At 35.4% G+C, this 15,188-nt stretch carries 17 protein-coding genes; 13 read left to right on the plus strand and 4 right to left on the minus strand.

Translation table 11 applies throughout. The annotated features are described in order from the left end of the window. Positions 1 to 4: 4 nt before the first annotated feature. From gyrA to HMPREF1252_RS09075, 7 genes are all read left to right on the plus strand, one after another. Complete coding sequence (gene gyrA, locus HMPREF1252_RS09045; protein ID WP_023060270.1) at positions 5 to 2,437, plus strand: DNA gyrase subunit A; 2,433 nt, start codon at positions 5 to 7, stop codon at positions 2,435 to 2,437. Continuing rightward, positions 2,437 to 2,742: an STAS domain-containing protein gene (locus HMPREF1252_RS09050; protein WP_008901173.1), complete on the plus strand. Its 306-nt coding sequence runs from the start codon at positions 2,437 to 2,439 to the stop codon at positions 2,740 to 2,742. The genes gyrA and HMPREF1252_RS09050 overlap by 1 nt, the downstream gene beginning before the upstream one ends. Further along, complete coding sequence (locus HMPREF1252_RS09055; protein ID WP_023060345.1) at positions 2,743 to 3,087, plus strand: hypothetical protein; 345 nt, start codon at positions 2,743 to 2,745, stop codon at positions 3,085 to 3,087. Next, positions 3,080 to 3,862, plus strand: a complete 783-nt coding sequence (locus HMPREF1252_RS09060) for a SigB/SigF/SigG family RNA polymerase sigma factor (protein WP_008901171.1) — start codon at positions 3,080 to 3,082, stop codon at positions 3,860 to 3,862. The genes HMPREF1252_RS09055 and HMPREF1252_RS09060 overlap by 8 nt, the downstream gene beginning before the upstream one ends. Then, positions 3,859 to 4,497, plus strand: a complete 639-nt coding sequence (locus tag HMPREF1252_RS09065; RefSeq protein ID WP_023060260.1) for a transporter associated domain-containing protein — start codon at positions 3,859 to 3,861, stop codon at positions 4,495 to 4,497. The genes HMPREF1252_RS09060 and HMPREF1252_RS09065 overlap by 4 nt, the downstream gene beginning before the upstream one ends. 16 nt (positions 4,498 to 4,513) lie before the next feature. Next, complete coding sequence (locus tag HMPREF1252_RS09070; RefSeq protein WP_008901169.1) at positions 4,514 to 5,278, plus strand: ZIP family metal transporter; 765 nt, start codon at positions 4,514 to 4,516, stop codon at positions 5,276 to 5,278. Positions 5,279 to 5,368: 90 nt separating this feature from the next. Continuing rightward, positions 5,369 to 5,602, plus strand: a complete 234-nt coding sequence (locus HMPREF1252_RS09075; protein ID WP_023060334.1) for a TM1266 family iron-only hydrogenase system putative regulator — start codon at positions 5,369 to 5,371, stop codon at positions 5,600 to 5,602. Between the two features lie 51 nt (positions 5,603 to 5,653). On the opposite strand, the gene HMPREF1252_RS09080 is transcribed toward HMPREF1252_RS09075, so the two are convergent. After that, positions 5,654 to 6,910: an extracellular solute-binding protein gene (locus HMPREF1252_RS09080; protein ID WP_023060307.1), complete on the minus strand. Its 1,257-nt coding sequence runs from the start codon at positions 6,908 to 6,910 to the stop codon at positions 5,654 to 5,656. A gap of 147 nt (positions 6,911 to 7,057) precedes the next feature. On the opposite strand from HMPREF1252_RS09080, the gene HMPREF1252_RS09085 reads away from it, so the two are divergent. Genes HMPREF1252_RS09085 through HMPREF1252_RS09095 form a run of 3 tightly spaced genes read left to right on the plus strand, consistent with a single transcriptional unit; the run spans position 7,058 to position 9,784 of the window. Next, entirely contained in the window at positions 7,058 to 8,095 is a 1,038-nt protein-coding gene (locus HMPREF1252_RS09085) for an ABC transporter ATP-binding protein (RefSeq protein WP_023060311.1), read from the plus strand. Further along, positions 8,082 to 8,945, plus strand: a complete 864-nt coding sequence (locus HMPREF1252_RS09090) for a carbohydrate ABC transporter permease (protein ID WP_023060287.1) — start codon at positions 8,082 to 8,084, stop codon at positions 8,943 to 8,945. The genes HMPREF1252_RS09085 and HMPREF1252_RS09090 overlap by 14 nt, the downstream gene beginning before the upstream one ends. Continuing rightward, complete coding sequence (locus tag HMPREF1252_RS09095) at positions 8,942 to 9,784, plus strand: carbohydrate ABC transporter permease (protein ID WP_023060303.1); 843 nt, start codon at positions 8,942 to 8,944, stop codon at positions 9,782 to 9,784. The genes HMPREF1252_RS09090 and HMPREF1252_RS09095 overlap by 4 nt, the downstream gene beginning before the upstream one ends. A 63-nt stretch (positions 9,785 to 9,847) precedes the next feature. Here HMPREF1252_RS09095 and HMPREF1252_RS09410 read toward each other — a convergent pair whose 3' ends face one another. Continuing rightward, positions 9,848 to 10,675 carry a LysR family transcriptional regulator gene (locus HMPREF1252_RS09410; RefSeq protein ID WP_023060281.1) on the minus strand — a complete coding sequence of 276 codons (828 nt, stop codon included), beginning with the start codon at positions 10,673 to 10,675 and terminating at the stop codon, positions 9,848 to 9,850. A 157-nt stretch (positions 10,676 to 10,832) separates the two neighbouring features. On the opposite strand from HMPREF1252_RS09410, the gene HMPREF1252_RS09105 reads away from it, so the two are divergent. After that, complete coding sequence (locus tag HMPREF1252_RS09105) at positions 10,833 to 12,218, plus strand: MATE family efflux transporter (protein ID WP_023060285.1); 1,386 nt, start codon at positions 10,833 to 10,835, stop codon at positions 12,216 to 12,218. A gap of 286 nt (positions 12,219 to 12,504) precedes the next feature. Beyond that, positions 12,505 to 12,597 (plus strand): hypothetical protein, encoded by a 93-nt coding sequence (locus HMPREF1252_RS09860; RefSeq protein WP_238318203.1) that lies wholly within the window; start codon positions 12,505 to 12,507, stop codon positions 12,595 to 12,597. 68 nt (positions 12,598 to 12,665) lie between these two features. On the opposite strand, the gene HMPREF1252_RS09110 is transcribed toward HMPREF1252_RS09860, so the two are convergent. Beyond that, positions 12,666 to 13,847, minus strand: a complete 1,182-nt coding sequence (locus HMPREF1252_RS09110) for an alpha/beta hydrolase (protein ID WP_023060293.1) — start codon at positions 13,845 to 13,847, stop codon at positions 12,666 to 12,668. A 38-nt stretch (positions 13,848 to 13,885) separates the two neighbouring features. Beyond that, a complete protein-coding gene (locus HMPREF1252_RS09115) occupies positions 13,886 to 14,407 on the minus strand; it encodes an HXXEE domain-containing protein (protein WP_023060274.1) in 522 nt (173 codons plus the stop codon). 129 nt (positions 14,408 to 14,536) lie between these two features. On the opposite strand from HMPREF1252_RS09115, the gene HMPREF1252_RS09120 reads away from it, so the two are divergent. Continuing rightward, entirely contained in the window at positions 14,537 to 15,094 is a 558-nt protein-coding gene (locus HMPREF1252_RS09120; protein WP_023060280.1) for a TetR/AcrR family transcriptional regulator, read from the plus strand. The last annotated feature ends 94 nt before the right edge of the window (positions 15,095 to 15,188 follow it).

Genomic DNA, 15,188 nt, shown 5'->3' on the forward strand with positions numbered 1-15,188 from the left:
AACTATGATAGAAAATGTAAATGAAAATGGAATAATAGACGTAGATATATCCAAGAAGATGCGTAGTTCCTATCTTGACTATTCAATGTCTGTAATAGTTTCTCGTGCACTACCAGATGTAAGAGATGGTTTAAAACCCGTACACAGAAGAATAGTATATGGGATGCAAACCCTTGGAATAACTCCGGATAAATCATATAGAAAATCAGCTACCCTAGTAGGGGAAGTAATGGGGAAATTTCACCCTCATGGCGATTTAAGTATCTATGATGCTGCAGCTAGACTTGCACAGGATTTCAACATCAGGTACACATTAGTAGATGGTCAAGGTAACTTCGGAAACGTGGACGGAGATAGTCCAGCAGCTCCTCGTTATACAGAAATGAGAATGAGCAAAATCGCTCAAGAGATGCTTAGAGATATAAATAAAGACACCGTGGATTTCGTACCAAACTACGATGAAAGAGAAGTAGAACCATCAGTACTACCATCAAGATTTCCAAATATACTTGTAAATGGTTCAGCTGGTATCGCAGTAGGTATGGCAACCAACATGGCTCCACACAATTTAGGAGAAAGTATATCAGCGGTAATCGACTATATAAATAACGAAGACATAGAAATAGAAGAACTTATGAAATCTATAAAGGGTCCAGACTTTCCAACAGGAGCAATAATTCTAGGTAAACAAGGAATTATTGATGCCTACAAGACAGGAAGAGGAAAAATCCAAGTAAGGGCAAGGGCTGAAATAGAAGAACATAAGGGTAGGTACAAAATAGTAATTACAGAAATTCCATACCAAGTTAACAAGACCAATCTAATAGTAAAAATAGCAGACTTAGTTAAAAATAAGAGTATAGAAGGAATTTCAAATATAAGAGACCTATCTTCCCACAAAACAGGGATAAAGATAGATATAGATCTAAAGAGAGATGCAAATCCAAATGTAGTTTTAAATAATCTCTATAAAAATACTCAAATGCAAATAACATTTGGAATTATAAATCTATGCCTTGTAAATGGTGAACCAAAAGTTCTAAACTTAAAAGAAATCATTAAATACTACGTTGATCACCAAAGAAATGTAGTTAGAAGAAGAACTCAGTTCGACCTAGAAAAGGCAGAAGCGAGAGCTCACATCATAGAAGGACTAAAAATTGCTCTTGATAATATCGACAGAATTATAAAGATAGTTAGAGAATCATCAGACGACCAAGAAGCAAAGAACAAATTTACAAAAGAATTTGGGCTTACAGACATACAAGGTCAAGCGATTCTAGATATGAGAATTAGAAGACTTACAGGACTAGAAAGAGAAAAACTAGAACAAGAATACCAAGATCTTATAAAACTCATAGCAAAATTAAAATCTATCCTTGAAAATAAAAAACTACTAGACAACACAATTATAGAAGAACTTGAAGAAATAAAAGAAAAGTATTCTGATCTAAGAAGAACAGTGCTTGCACCAGATGAGGGAGATATAGACTCAGAAGATTTAATCGAAGAAGAAGATGTAGTCATAACTCTAACAGAATTTGGTTATATTAAGAGGATGCCTGAAGGAACCTACAAACCACAAAGGCGTGGCGGCACAGGTATATCAGCACTTACAACTAGAGAAGAAGACTTCGTAAAAGATATCTATATAACATCAACCCACGATACAATTCTATTCTTTACAAACTTCGGAAGAGTTTATTCACTAAAGGCTTATGAAATACCAGAATCAAGTAGACAAGCAAAGGGAACCGCAATAATAAATCTTCTAAATCTTGAAGGGGATGAATTTGTAACAGCAGTTATCCCAGTTAGAAATGTGGATGAAAATGCAAACCTAGTCATGGCTACAAAGAATGGACTTATAAAGAAGACTTCTTACAGCGAATTCGAAAAGATTAGAAAAAATGGTTTAATTGCCATAACTCTAAATGAAGGCGACAACCTAATAGGAGTTAGACTTACTTCAGGAAGAGATGAAATAATGATCGTAACCAAGAACGGTATGGCCATCAGATTCTCAGAAAGTGATGTGAGAAACATGGGTAGAACCGCAATGGGAGTTAAGAGTATAGACTTAAAAGACGATGATGAAGTAGTAGCATTTGAAATACCACAGGATGACAAGTATCTTCTAGTAATATCTGAAAATGGATTCGGAAAGATGACGAAGATGACAGAATATAGAAAACAAAATCGTGCAGGTGTGGGACTTTTAACTTATAAGGCTACAGAAAAATCTGGTAAACTCGTATCTGCAAAAGTTATAGATAAGTCAGATGAAATCATGATCATAACCGTATCTGGAATAATCATAAGAATCGGTTGCGAAGGAATCAGCGTCATGGGAAGACATACCACTGGAGTAAAACTTATGAATATCAAGGATTCAGAAGTAGTTTCAGTAGCAAAATATATAGGAGAAGAAATATAATGGCATTTGAAATACACTCAAAGGTAGAAGATAATTTAAAGATATTTCCAGCAGGAGAGCTAGATATTTACCAATCTGAAAACTTCAAAAACGAAGTACTTTCCCTATACAAAGAAAACCCAATGGATATAGTATTTGATTTTGAAAATCTAGAATACATCGACTCAACAGGACTTGGAGCTCTCATATTCATCTACAAAAGCGTATACGAAAACAACAAGGTAAAGATAGAAAATGTAAAGCCAAATATCAAAAAACTATTTACCATTACAAAGCTCGATACCATGTTTATGATAGGTGATTAGATGAATAGATTTAAACTGATAATTCCCGCTTGCAGCAAGTATTTTGGATCAGTAAGACTTTTTGTATCTGGAATACTATCCGTAGAAAACCTATGTTTTGATGCCATAGAAGATTTAAAGATGGCTGTGACAGAAGGACTAAATATTTTGATTCTAGACGGGAAAAAAGAAAATATCGAGTTGGAATTTATTTTAGAAAATAAAACCATGACAGCTATAATTAATAACTTCGATATAGAGAGAGATGATCAAAACGATATGGCATTTATGGTACTTAGATGTCTTGTGGATGAAGTTACATTAGAAGATAATAAACTTCTAATTAAAAAGACTTGTAATGAATAAAGACGAAAGAAAAAAAGAGAGGGATAGAAAAAGGAGAGACTTCGAAGAATACAACAAAACGAGGGATCCAGAGCTTAGAGAAAAACTAATAGAGGACAATCTCTATATAGCAGAAATCCTCGCTAAAAAATACTACGGAAGGGGAATCGACTACGACGATATCTACCAAGTAGCATCCATCGGACTTATATATGCAGTGGATAGATACGACCCTTCCAAAGGATTTGAATTCTCTTCATTCGCCACACCTACAATCATAGGTGAAATAAAAAAATACTTTAGAGATAAAGGTTGGACCATAAGAGTACCGAGAAGGATCCAAGAATTATCAAAAAAAATAAACAATGCTAGAGTATATCTTGCACAGAATCTTCAAAAGGCTCCAACGGTATCAGATATTGCAGAATATTTAAACACCACAGAAGAAGAAGTACTAGAAGCCATAGAAGCATCGAGGGTATATCAACCACAATCCTTGGACATCAGCTACGAAAGTCAAAGCGATGACAAGGAAGTAAATCTTGCAGATATAATAGGACAGGATGAGGAATACTTTGAAAAAATAGAAATGAACGATCTAATGGAAAGTCTTTTTAAAAATCTAAACGAAGTGGAAAAAACCATATTGGTAGAGAGATACTTCAATAGAAAGACTCAAGTAGCAATAGCAGAGCAACTAAATATATCTCAGATGACCGTATCGAGAATAGAAAAAAAGGTACTTGAGAGACTTAAAAAAGATGTAGAAGGCAAAACGATGGGAGAAGTTCTATGAATAGACGTAAATTCTTACTATATTTAAACAAAATAGTATATCTATTTGAAATACTCATATCAATATTTTTAATAATCGGAATACTGATATCAGTACCAGATATAATTTCGTACTACGGAGCAATACTAAGATCAGATAGTCTTGTGGGATACGATCAATTTAAACAATTTCTAGATCACGTACTAATACTAGTAATCGCGGTGGAATTTGTACTACTGATGACAGCCCATTCAGACTCAACGATAATCCACCTAATCATGCTTGTTGTAGCTAGAAAGATGCTTATAAAATCCGACAACATGATGGACATACTAATAGGAGTAATCTCCATAACCATTCTATTTGCAGTTAGAAAATTCCTTATGACCTCATCAGTTATGGACTCAATATTTACAGGAAGCGAAAATAATTTCTCCGCATCCACTGAGATAGAAGAGATAAATAAACTTGAAAATTATCAAATAGATACCAAAGGATACAAAACCTTGGGAGGTCTGGTATCCAACTTGGTAAAAGAAAGTGGATACGAATTAGAAATGGGAACCATGGTAGACGATGGAGAATATATCTACGAGATAGTTAAAATCTCAAGCAATGTAATAGAAACCATCTCTATAAGCAAAATTTCAGGATAAAAGGAAAAGAAAAAAGATGAGCAAAACACTTATATTATTACTAGGACTTACATTACCGGGACTGGCAACTGGAGTAGGAGCAATTCCAATCTTCTTTGCAAAAGAAATAAAGAGGGGCACCATGGACATGCTTCTTGGAGTAGCAGCAGGAGTTATGCTTGCAGCCACATGCTTTTCCCTAATAATACCTAGTATAGAATTTGGAGGATCAGACTTAAAGGCGGTCTTAATAACTTCTCTAGGAATATTTCTTGGGGCGGTTATGCTTGACATGATAGATAAGTATGCTCCCCACGAACATTTAATAGACAAAAGGGTCGAAGGTAGAAATACAGATTCACTTAAAAAGATTTGGCTATTTATAATTGCCATAACCATTCATAATTTTCCAGAAGGACTTGCCACAGGAGTAGGATTTGGAACGGAAAATATAAATAATGGTATCGCCATCGCAGTTGGAATAGGATTACAAAATATGCCAGAAGGAATGGCTGTTGCCCTTGCACTAGTAAGGGAAGGATATAGCAAGAAATATAGTTTTATAATAGCCCTTATAACAGGACTAGTAGAACCTATAGGAGCAGCCCTAGGCTACGGACTAGTATCAATATTTAATCCAATCCTTGGAATAGTACTAGCCCTTGCAGGAGGAGCGATGCTATTTGTAATAAGTGACGAAATAATTCCAGAGACCCACTCCAACGGCTACGAAAGAGAAGCGACCTATGGAGTAATAATAGGATTTATAATCATGATGATAATGGATATAACCCTAGGATAGAAAAAGCCCTGAACATTCAGGGTTTTTGTTTTAATTGAACTATTTAATACTTTTTTATGATAATATATCATTAAAGGTAAAGGAGGATTTATGAAAAACGTAGCAATAATGGCGATCATCGTCGAAAACAGAGACTCTGTAGAAAAGATAAACAAAATTCTTCACGAATACAGAGAATTCATAATAGGAAGAATGGGACTTCCTTATAGCGAAAAAAAAATTTCAATCATCTCAATCATCTTAGACGCACCAAAGGATAAGATTGATGAACTATCAGCTAAGATAGGAGAAATACAACACGTTAAATCAAACACCCTATATTAATACTTAAAAAGAAAAGTTGTGCCTTAATGACACAACTTTTTTGATTGTATTTTATTTTACAAATGAGTTTATAGATGTTACTAATTTTTCTGTTGCTTCGTCTACTGAAAGTTTTCCAAGTGCAAATTCGTTAACGATGTTAAACATTGATGTACTCATTTCTGTGTAGTAACTTGGAACTCCATTAGGGAATGGGTTAGCAATTGTCTTAGCTTGATCTAGAAGTGTTCCTGGGTTTGCGATGGTTCCATCTTCTATAAGTGCACTAAGTGCTTTAACTCTTGTAGGTACAACTTTCTTTTCTTTGTGGAACTCTTCTTGAACATCATCTCTTGACATAAATTCGATGAATTTCATAGCTTTTTCTTTGTTCTTAGAGAAAGCTGATACTCCTAGTGCTTCTGTAAATGCTAAAGTATTTGGAGATACTCCATCTTTACCAGGAAGCATGATTGTTTTAACTTGTCCAACAACCTTTGAAAATTCTGGGTCGTCAAGTTTGTTTACATATGCAGATGGTCCGATTAAGAATGCTCCTTCTCCATTTACGATACCTTTGAAAGTTTCAACTCCTGGTCTAGAAGCTTCATTTGGATCGATAAGTCCATTCTTTAGTTGGTAATCTAGAGTTTCAAATCCGTCTCTTATTGCAGCTTCGTTAGCTGTGTTGTCGTCATTTAAGAATACTCCGTTTCTAGTGAATACTAGAGTCATAAATGATGTTGAAGTCTTTTCTTCAGCATTAAGTGGGAATAGTATTGGATATTCAACCTTGCCATCTTTTTTAGCTTGAAGTAGGATTTCGTTTAGTTCATCATAGGTAGCTGGAACTTTGTCTCCTGCCATTTGTGTGTTTAGATAAGCGATTCTGTAGTCGTTTATAAATGGTAGTGAATAAACATTTCCTTCTACTGTGAAGTATGGAATAGATGCGATATCATTCTTAACTTCATCAGATAGATCTAGTTTTTCTAGCCATCCTGCTGCTACAAATTCTCCAACCCATGACCAGTCAACTTCAAATACGTCGGCAGCAGCTGTGTTACCAGCACTTGCAATACCAACCTTTTGTTTGATTTCGTCCCATCCTTGAGTTTCAACATTTGCAGTGATTCCAGTTTCTTCTTTGAATTTTGCAAGCATTTCATCGCTTGGAGCTCCCCATTCAGGAACTAAAACTGTAATTTCACCTTTATCTGTTTGAGCATCACCAGATTCTTCCTTTGGTGCAGGTGCTTCTTGTTTACCGCAAGCAACTAGTAGAGTTGCGATTAGTAAAACACTTAAAAATTTTGTGAATTTTTTCAAATTTTTATCCTCCTAAAATTTTTATTTTCTTTTTTTAATCATAGCATAGGGAAAAATTGAATGCAATAATTAAAAAAAATTATTATTTAAGCCTCGATTTATTGTTTTTAAAGCCCTATTTTGCTAATATAGATTTAAGGAGGAAGTATGAGTATAGAACTTAAAAATATTAGAAAATGCTACGAAAAAGACGTAGCTGTCATAGATGATTTCAATCTATCCATTGAGGATGGAGATTTTGTGGTGTTCCTCGGACCTTCCGGATGCGGTAAGTCAACGTTGCTTAGAATTATTGCTGGACTTATAGATATAGATGGTGGAAGTATCTTTATGGATGGAGAAAATATTACCAATTCTCTTCCTAAGGATAGAAATATGGCATTCGTTTTTCAAAACTACGCCCTCTATCCACACATGACCGTATCTGAAAATATAACTGTAAGTTTAAAACTTAAAAAAGTTCCAAAAGAAAAGATAGAAAGTAAGTTAAAGGAAATTGCAGAACTTCTCTCCATCGAAGATTTACTTAATAGATATCCAAGGGAATTATCCGGCGGACAACAACAGAGGGTTGCTCTTGCGAGGGCGATTATAAGAAGTCCAAAGGCATACCTAATGGATGAGCCTCTTTCAAACCTGGATGCGAAACTTAGACAGAAGATGAGATTTGAAATTATGAAGCTCTACGAAAAACTAAAGATCACAACCATCTACGTAACCCACGACCAGGTTGAAGCTATGACCATGGCGACAAGGGTTGTGCTACTAAACAAAGGAAAAATCATTCAAAGTGGACCTCCACAAGAACTTTTCGATGCGCCTATTAATACATTTGTGGCGAACTTCATAGGAAATGGAATGAATTTCTTTGAAGGAGAAATAAGGGACGGAGAACTTCATTTCTTTGATTTTAAAATTCCATTTAAGAGTAAAGAAAATTTAAAGGTACAAGTGGGAATTAGACCGGAACATATAAATCTAGATAGCGGAAATAAGTATGAAGTTAAGTATTGCGAAAATCTCGGAGCAGAAAGCATCCTCCACTTCGAAGAAGGAAAAGATAATTTCACAGTGCGCACATTCTTAAAAGATGATATAAATAACGGCGACAGATTCGATATTTCTTTCGATAGAGAAAAGATTCATATATTTAAAGAAGATGGGACTAGATATGAAGAAGAATAAATACGCATACCTGCTCATACTACCTGCAGTACTAATAGTACTACTTACGATTCTCGTGCCGATAGTGACTACATTTAGATATAGTTTGAGCTACTTTAAACTTACAGATCCGAAGAACCAAAAATTTATTGGGATTAAAAACTATGTGGATATTCTTCATGACAAGGGATTTATAAATGCATTTAAAAACTCATTTATGATCCTCATAGCAGTTATAATTATCGGGCTTGTAATCTCCATAGTAATCGCCCTTATTCTAAATAAAAAGACGAAGATAAGTGGAGCGCTTTTGGCGATTTCAATCATACCTTGGGCACTACCACCCATTGTAAACGGAATCATTTGGAAATTTATTTTCTTCCCAGGATATGGATTTGCAAATAAACTTATAATAAATCTGGGACTTGCATCTAAACCTATAAACTGGATAAATAATAAAAAGATGTTTGTATTCCTTGTGGCGATGGTTCTATGTTGGAAGATAGTTCCGTTTTGTGCCCTTGTAATCCTTGCAAAGCTTGAGACCATTCCAAAGACACTTTATGAAGCGATCTCCATAGATGGAGCGGGAAAATTCGACACCTTTAGACTGATAACTCTTCCACTAATTATGGAAGTTTTGGGAATCGTGCTACTTAATTTGACCACAGCAGCGATAAATGTCTACGACGAAATCATAGCCCTCTCCGGATATGTGTTGGAGAACCAGACCCTACTCATCTACAACTATGCAAATACATTCCAATACTTAAACTTTGGATACGGAAGCGCAATCTCCTACACTATTATGATAATAGTAGGAGTCTGCGGGATTGGATACATTAAAAGAATGTCTCGAGGTATAAAATGAAAAGAAAAAATATAAATATTCTATATACACTAGGAGTAATATTTTTAATAATCTACTGTCTATTTCCAATTATCTGGTGCTTTATCATAAGTATCACTCCAGAAAGCGAGATGCTCGTAAAGACGACAAAACTTCTACCACAGAGTTTGGTCTTTGGCTCTTATAGAAAACTCTTGACCATTTCCGGAAGAGAGTCACAAATCATAATAAAAGGTATGAAGAACGCCCTCAAAATATCTATGGTGACCATCCTAATAGGAATTCCAATTACATTTGTAAGCGGATATGTAATAACGAGGTATGATTTTAAATTTAAAAAAATATTTTTAAATATACTTTTTTTAACCATCATCATTCCAGTATTTACGACGATAATACCAATCTACAATATATTTAGAAAACTAAATCTACTAGACAGCATGGCAGCCACATCCATCATCTACATCTCATCATTTCTACCGATGAATACATTTATAGTTATAAACTATTTAAAAGACATACCGGAAGAAATCTTTGAAGCCTGCTATGTGGATGGATTTTCTGAGAAGGATATATTCTTCAAGGTGGTGCTACCATTATCGAGACCGATAATAGTGACCATAAGCCTGATATTTTTCCTATCGTCATTTAAACAGTATATAATACCTACCATACTACTTTCCTCAACGGGACATAAAGTAATAACCCAGGTGATGAGTGAATTTATAACCAAGGATACAATAAACTACGGACTGATAGCAGCAGGGGGAATACTTTCAATCATCCCACCGGCAATAATTGCAAGTATCTTTAGAAAGTACCTGGTAAATGGACTTACCAGCGGCTCAGTAAAAAGTTAAAAAATAAAAAAGAGATAGTAAATATTCAAAAGAATATCTGCTATCTCTTTTTAAATGAAGAAATTATTCTTCGTAATGTGCCTTAGCTAATTCGCTCATAAGGATTTTCATCTTCTTTGTGATGTACTTATCCTTCATGTAGTAGAGTTTAAATTTCTTTGAAAAAGTTAAATCATCTAAAACTTCAAACTCATCTGATTCCCTAATGGTGTAGGCAGGTAAAAATGTGTAGACTTTTTCTGTTTCCATAAGTCTTAGAGCGGAGTCAATGTTTCCTACTCTGTACTTCATTTCCACAGGGAACTTGTGTGCAAGCTCATCGAACACAACGTTCTTATCTGTACCAGCCCAATAGATAAACTCTAAATTATTTGGGAAATCATCTACATTTTTCTTATCTGTCGCGAGTTTATAAGTAAGTCTAAATCCAGGAGTAAAATCACATTCCTCTAAATCGTAGGTGTAATCCGTTAGAACTGCGTCTAACTCTCCTCTTTTTAGCATGTCTAACATCAGTTCTCTTTCAGTAATAACGAACATGATGTCTAAGTCATATTGTTCTTTCATTTTCTTAGAAAAATCTACTACTATTGGCGTAGGTATCCCGTTGTGAATACCTAGACTAATATGGTTTTGGTTGTTTTTAAACTCGACGTCTAAGTTGTATAGCTCTAATAAAATTTTCTTCGCCCTATTATAAAATCTATAACCTACATCTGTTAAGAAAAGCTTTTTGGAAGCTCTTTCAAAAAGAATAATATCATACTCATCTTCAATTTGAGCAATTGCATGAGATACAGTAGGTTGTGAAATATTTAAGGCTTTAGCTGCAACAGACATGTTGTTTTGTTTTACAACCTCTAGAAAAATCTCTAGGTCTCTAATTGTCATATCAAACCTCCAACTACATTTTATGATAAATTAAATTTAATTACAATAATAAAGAGAAAATTTCACATAAAATAGGTATAGATTAAAATATAGTAATTTTTAAAATCCCTTTAAATACATTTCATTACTTGTTATAATACCTAGATGGAGTGATTTTATGATTATAAAAAAGCAGAGAAATATAAATCTTACAGAGGGTTCGATAATGATGGGAATCATTTATTTTACGATTCCACTTTTGTTATCAAACTTTTTACAACAACTTTATAATACAGCGGACCTTATAATCGTAGGTAAATTCGCAGGCAAAAATCCGATGGCAGCAGTAGGAAGTACCGCTCAAGTGAGTTCTCTTCTATTGGGTCTTTTTTTTGGTCTAGCAACGGGAGCCTCAGTGGTAATCAGTCAGACCTATGGAAGTGGCAACAGATCGAAACTTAAAAAATCAATCGTAAATGCCTATGCCATCTCAATATTTGGCGGACTACTTCTAACCATAATAGGATATGTGCTTTCGCCATGGATGCTTCGCATAACCCACACACCGGCGGAAATCTTTGACGACGCAAACAAATATCTAAGGATATTTTTCTTTGGAATAATTCCGCTCCTCGTTTACAATATGGGTTCTGGAATATTAAGATCAATGGGAGATTCCAAAAGACCATTTAACTTCCTTGTAGTAGCTGCAATAGTAAATATCGTCCTAGACTTAATATTTATTGCAATCTTTAAGATGGGAGTAGCAGGAGCAGGCTGGGCAACTTTAATCGCTCAAGTAGTTTCATCCATACTAGTCACATATTCACTATTAAAATCAGACCAGGTTGGAATAATTAAAAAAGCAGATTTAAAACTAGAAAGAGAAATTCTTTTAAATATATTTAATATTGGACTACCGGCAGGGCTTCAATCGGTTATAATTTCATTCTCAAACGTACTTATCCAAGCGAAGCTAAATAAATTTGGTCCGGACATCATCGCCGCATTCTCGGCAGGAGGAAGGATAGACAGCTTCATATTTATGGGAATTATCGCCATCACCATCTCCGCCACCACATTTACAGGGCAAAATATCGGTGCAAAGAAGTATCACAGAGTTATAGCCGGCACAAAAGTCGCAATAAACATCACCTTGGTCACCACAGCAATCACAAGCATCATAATATTTGTATTTGCAACAGATCTTGTAAAACTCTTTAATACCGATCCAGAAGTAGTGAAGTACGGCGCAATCTACATGAGGTACCTCTGCTCAACCTACTTTATATTTGGAGTATCAGAAATCCTAGGAGGAGTAGTAAGAGGAGCAGGTTATGCGATGCCGCCGATGCTTACATCCTTGGTATTTATGTGCGGGATAAGAATGATTTGGATCTATGTAGTACTAAATATTATCTATAAAGTCGAAATAATATTTATGGCATGGCCAGTTACCTGGGTCTTCGCGTTTATATCAAACTATATCTACTTCAAGAAAGGTAAGTGGAGAGAAGTATTAAATCCAGAAGAAGAACTAGGATTGGCAGTTGAGTTAGATTAAAAATAAATATGTAAATGAAAAAGCGATTAAGAAATTAGTCGCTTTTTGTTTTGGAAATTTTAAGTTAATTTAATTAACTTCACTTGTAGAACCAAAGAAATGTGGTCACCCTGAGCGGTAGTGGGCAAAGCCGTCGTAGTCGAATGGGTATAACCATGGTGAGGTTAAGGAACTGGTTGATAAGGTTTCAGGCCATATTAAAGTATTTCAAGACCCTGCTATTGATTTCAAAAGCAACATGGGCAGTGGCGATGACATTATCGGAGATGCTTATGAGTACTTTATGATGAAACTTGCTCAAGAATCAGGTAAGAGCAGGGCAATCCTATACACCAAGTTAAGTGTCTCGAACAATAGCAAGACTAATTGGCATCAGTAATATAGATGTTAACGTACAAAGACCTTATACCCTGCACGATAGATGTACATGAGATTCTTGAAATGAATTCAATTCTTTCTAACTTCTAAATCACGATGTTTTAAAAATGTCAACCATTGCAGTATCACATCTAAAGCCAGTTTGGCATTTCCTAAATTGCAATGATTTCCCGCATTTTCTTTTTCAGTAAAAAGACGAAATGTGAGAGAGTTCGCATTTGTAAGTGCGTTGATTTCTTTGCCGATCATTCGGTAATCAACGAAGTGGTCTTGGTTGGCACCAAGAATCAATACATCTTGTTCAATCATGGAGGCCACATCCATAATCTGATATTTACTCACTTTCTTCAGATAATCATAAATGCTGTCAGCTCCATAGGCGTACATTCCATGATTGACACCCCATTGAAATAGTGGGTCATTCTTACGTATCAATTTCATCATGCAAAGAATAGGGCTGAGAACGATGCTGAGATTATGTTTCAACATAAACCTAACGATACCGGCTACCTTTTTTGGTATTTGGTCGAGAACCACGTCAAGAAAATCCGGTAAAACAGACCAAGATACAGCCCTTGTAATTCTCTTGTCAAATGCAGCAGCACGCAGGGCCAGCATAGCTCCCAAAGAAACACCAATAATAATGACGTTATCCAAGTGAAAGAAATCTAATATTTCTTTGACTGGATGTTCCCAAGCATATGTAAAGTGTTTCCCTTGAACACGAATAACGTTGCCTTGTCCAGGACCTTCAAATAGATATACATCATACCCTTGTTCAGAAAGATATAACATCGGCAAAAACATTTCCTCAAAGCATGAATCGTTACCACCGTGTAAAAGAATGGTGCCCTTACATTGTTTTTGAGCTTTTGCAACCATGATTGGCAGCATAACATCTTCATATGGAACTTGAATTTTCTGGACACGTCCCTCATCGAAATAAGAATGGTAATACTCATAAAACAGTTCCGTAGCTTTTATATAGTATTCCTTGTTGCCAGGATTTCCATCAAAAAATTCGCTCATTCGGTAATATGCAATTGCCTGAGGGATTCTGTTTTGAGAGAGTGCATAATCCCCAAGGTAAATCATTTCCTGCTTCCAGCTTGTGCTGTCTGTAATCTTTTTGGCAGCCTGCATCACATCGTTTAAATTCCCGCCATTCCAAAGAATGACGCGGTTAAGCTGAAAGTTAAAATTAGGGTCAGGATTTAGGTGATACATACCTTGTTTAAATTCCAACTCCATGCAAAAGACCTCCTTAAAAATTTGCTATTTGTGGGTAATTAAACTTCCCACTTTTTGATAAAAGTTTCAAAAGATTTCATACATCTATGCAAAACAGTCACCATTAAGAGCATCAAAATAGCGCCTACTACACAACTGATCCATAATTGAGCTGTTGTAAAAGAAAGGAATTGATTTGAAACCCAAAGGATATAAAAGCATAACGGAAGGAACGGGATTGCGGTGACCACTCCGGGTACATAGCCATTAAATTGCAACGCCAACATACAATGCACAATCAGGTGAAAGGTAAATCCAAAAAATAATCCCAGCCACAAAAAGTACCAATCAAAGATACAAGCAGAGAGGGATAAAGCTGAAATAATGAAAAATTCAATCAATACACCAATGGAAAATGACGGTGTGCTTTCCAAATCGGCAAATGGAATCTTCTTCATTTTTGTTGTTTGTATTTTTCTTTTATATTTCTGTTTCCATGCCTCCACAAAAATAATCTCCTCGAAGTCATGCAGCATAAAAATAACAGGGAACAGCCAAACAATCGTATTTATTGTATTCATAAAATTGAGCCTCCTTTATCTGTCTCACTTGTAGCACTTTCTAATTTATAGTATAATCAATAAGACATGATTGTCAATATAAGCGGTTCAAGTGCTACAATCCCGAAAAAGTGTGACAGGAGGAACAAAATGAGTTTGGTAAAAAAGGAAAAGAATCCCATCGCTGAGCAATCCCGTCAATGGTTTATGCAGTCCTTGTTGGATCTTATGAGCCAAAAAGACTACGCTCGTATTACCGTAACAGAAATCGCCGAACATGCGCTTTTATCAAGAAGAACTTTTTATAGGATCTTTGATTCGAAGGAGCAGGTATTACAGCAATGCTTCTTAGAAAGATGTGAGGACTACATTACTTATTTTCAAAAAGACAGGCACTATACACTGGAGCAGATTGTGGAAGTGTTTTTTACCTTTTGGGAGAAACAAATCGACTTTTTGAGTCTTTTACAACAGAATCATCTATTCTATTATCTGCTGGAAGAATTCAATCAGGTCTTACCTGTGATTCATGATACCGTTCGTGGAAATCAAAATTTGTACGACAGCATATTTGAAAAGAAAGCTGCACTGCTCGTCAGTGCCGGTGCACTTTGGAATCTTCTTTCCGAATGGATGCAAATGGAAAATCGTCCGTCCCCAAAAGAAATATCTAAAATGATGCTACAAATAATTGCATCTAATTCTTGAAAAGCACCCTGGTATTTTTAAATCATGCGTAAAAGCTTCCACCCTTCCCGGACGTTCCTGCGTCATCTTCCACTGTGCTGAAAGTGATTTTTTT

The sequence above is a fragment of the Peptoniphilus sp. BV3AC2 genome, assembly GCF_000478945.1.
GTDB classification, from domain to species: domain Bacteria; phylum Bacillota; class Clostridia; order Tissierellales; family Peptoniphilaceae; genus Peptoniphilus_B; species Peptoniphilus_B duerdenii.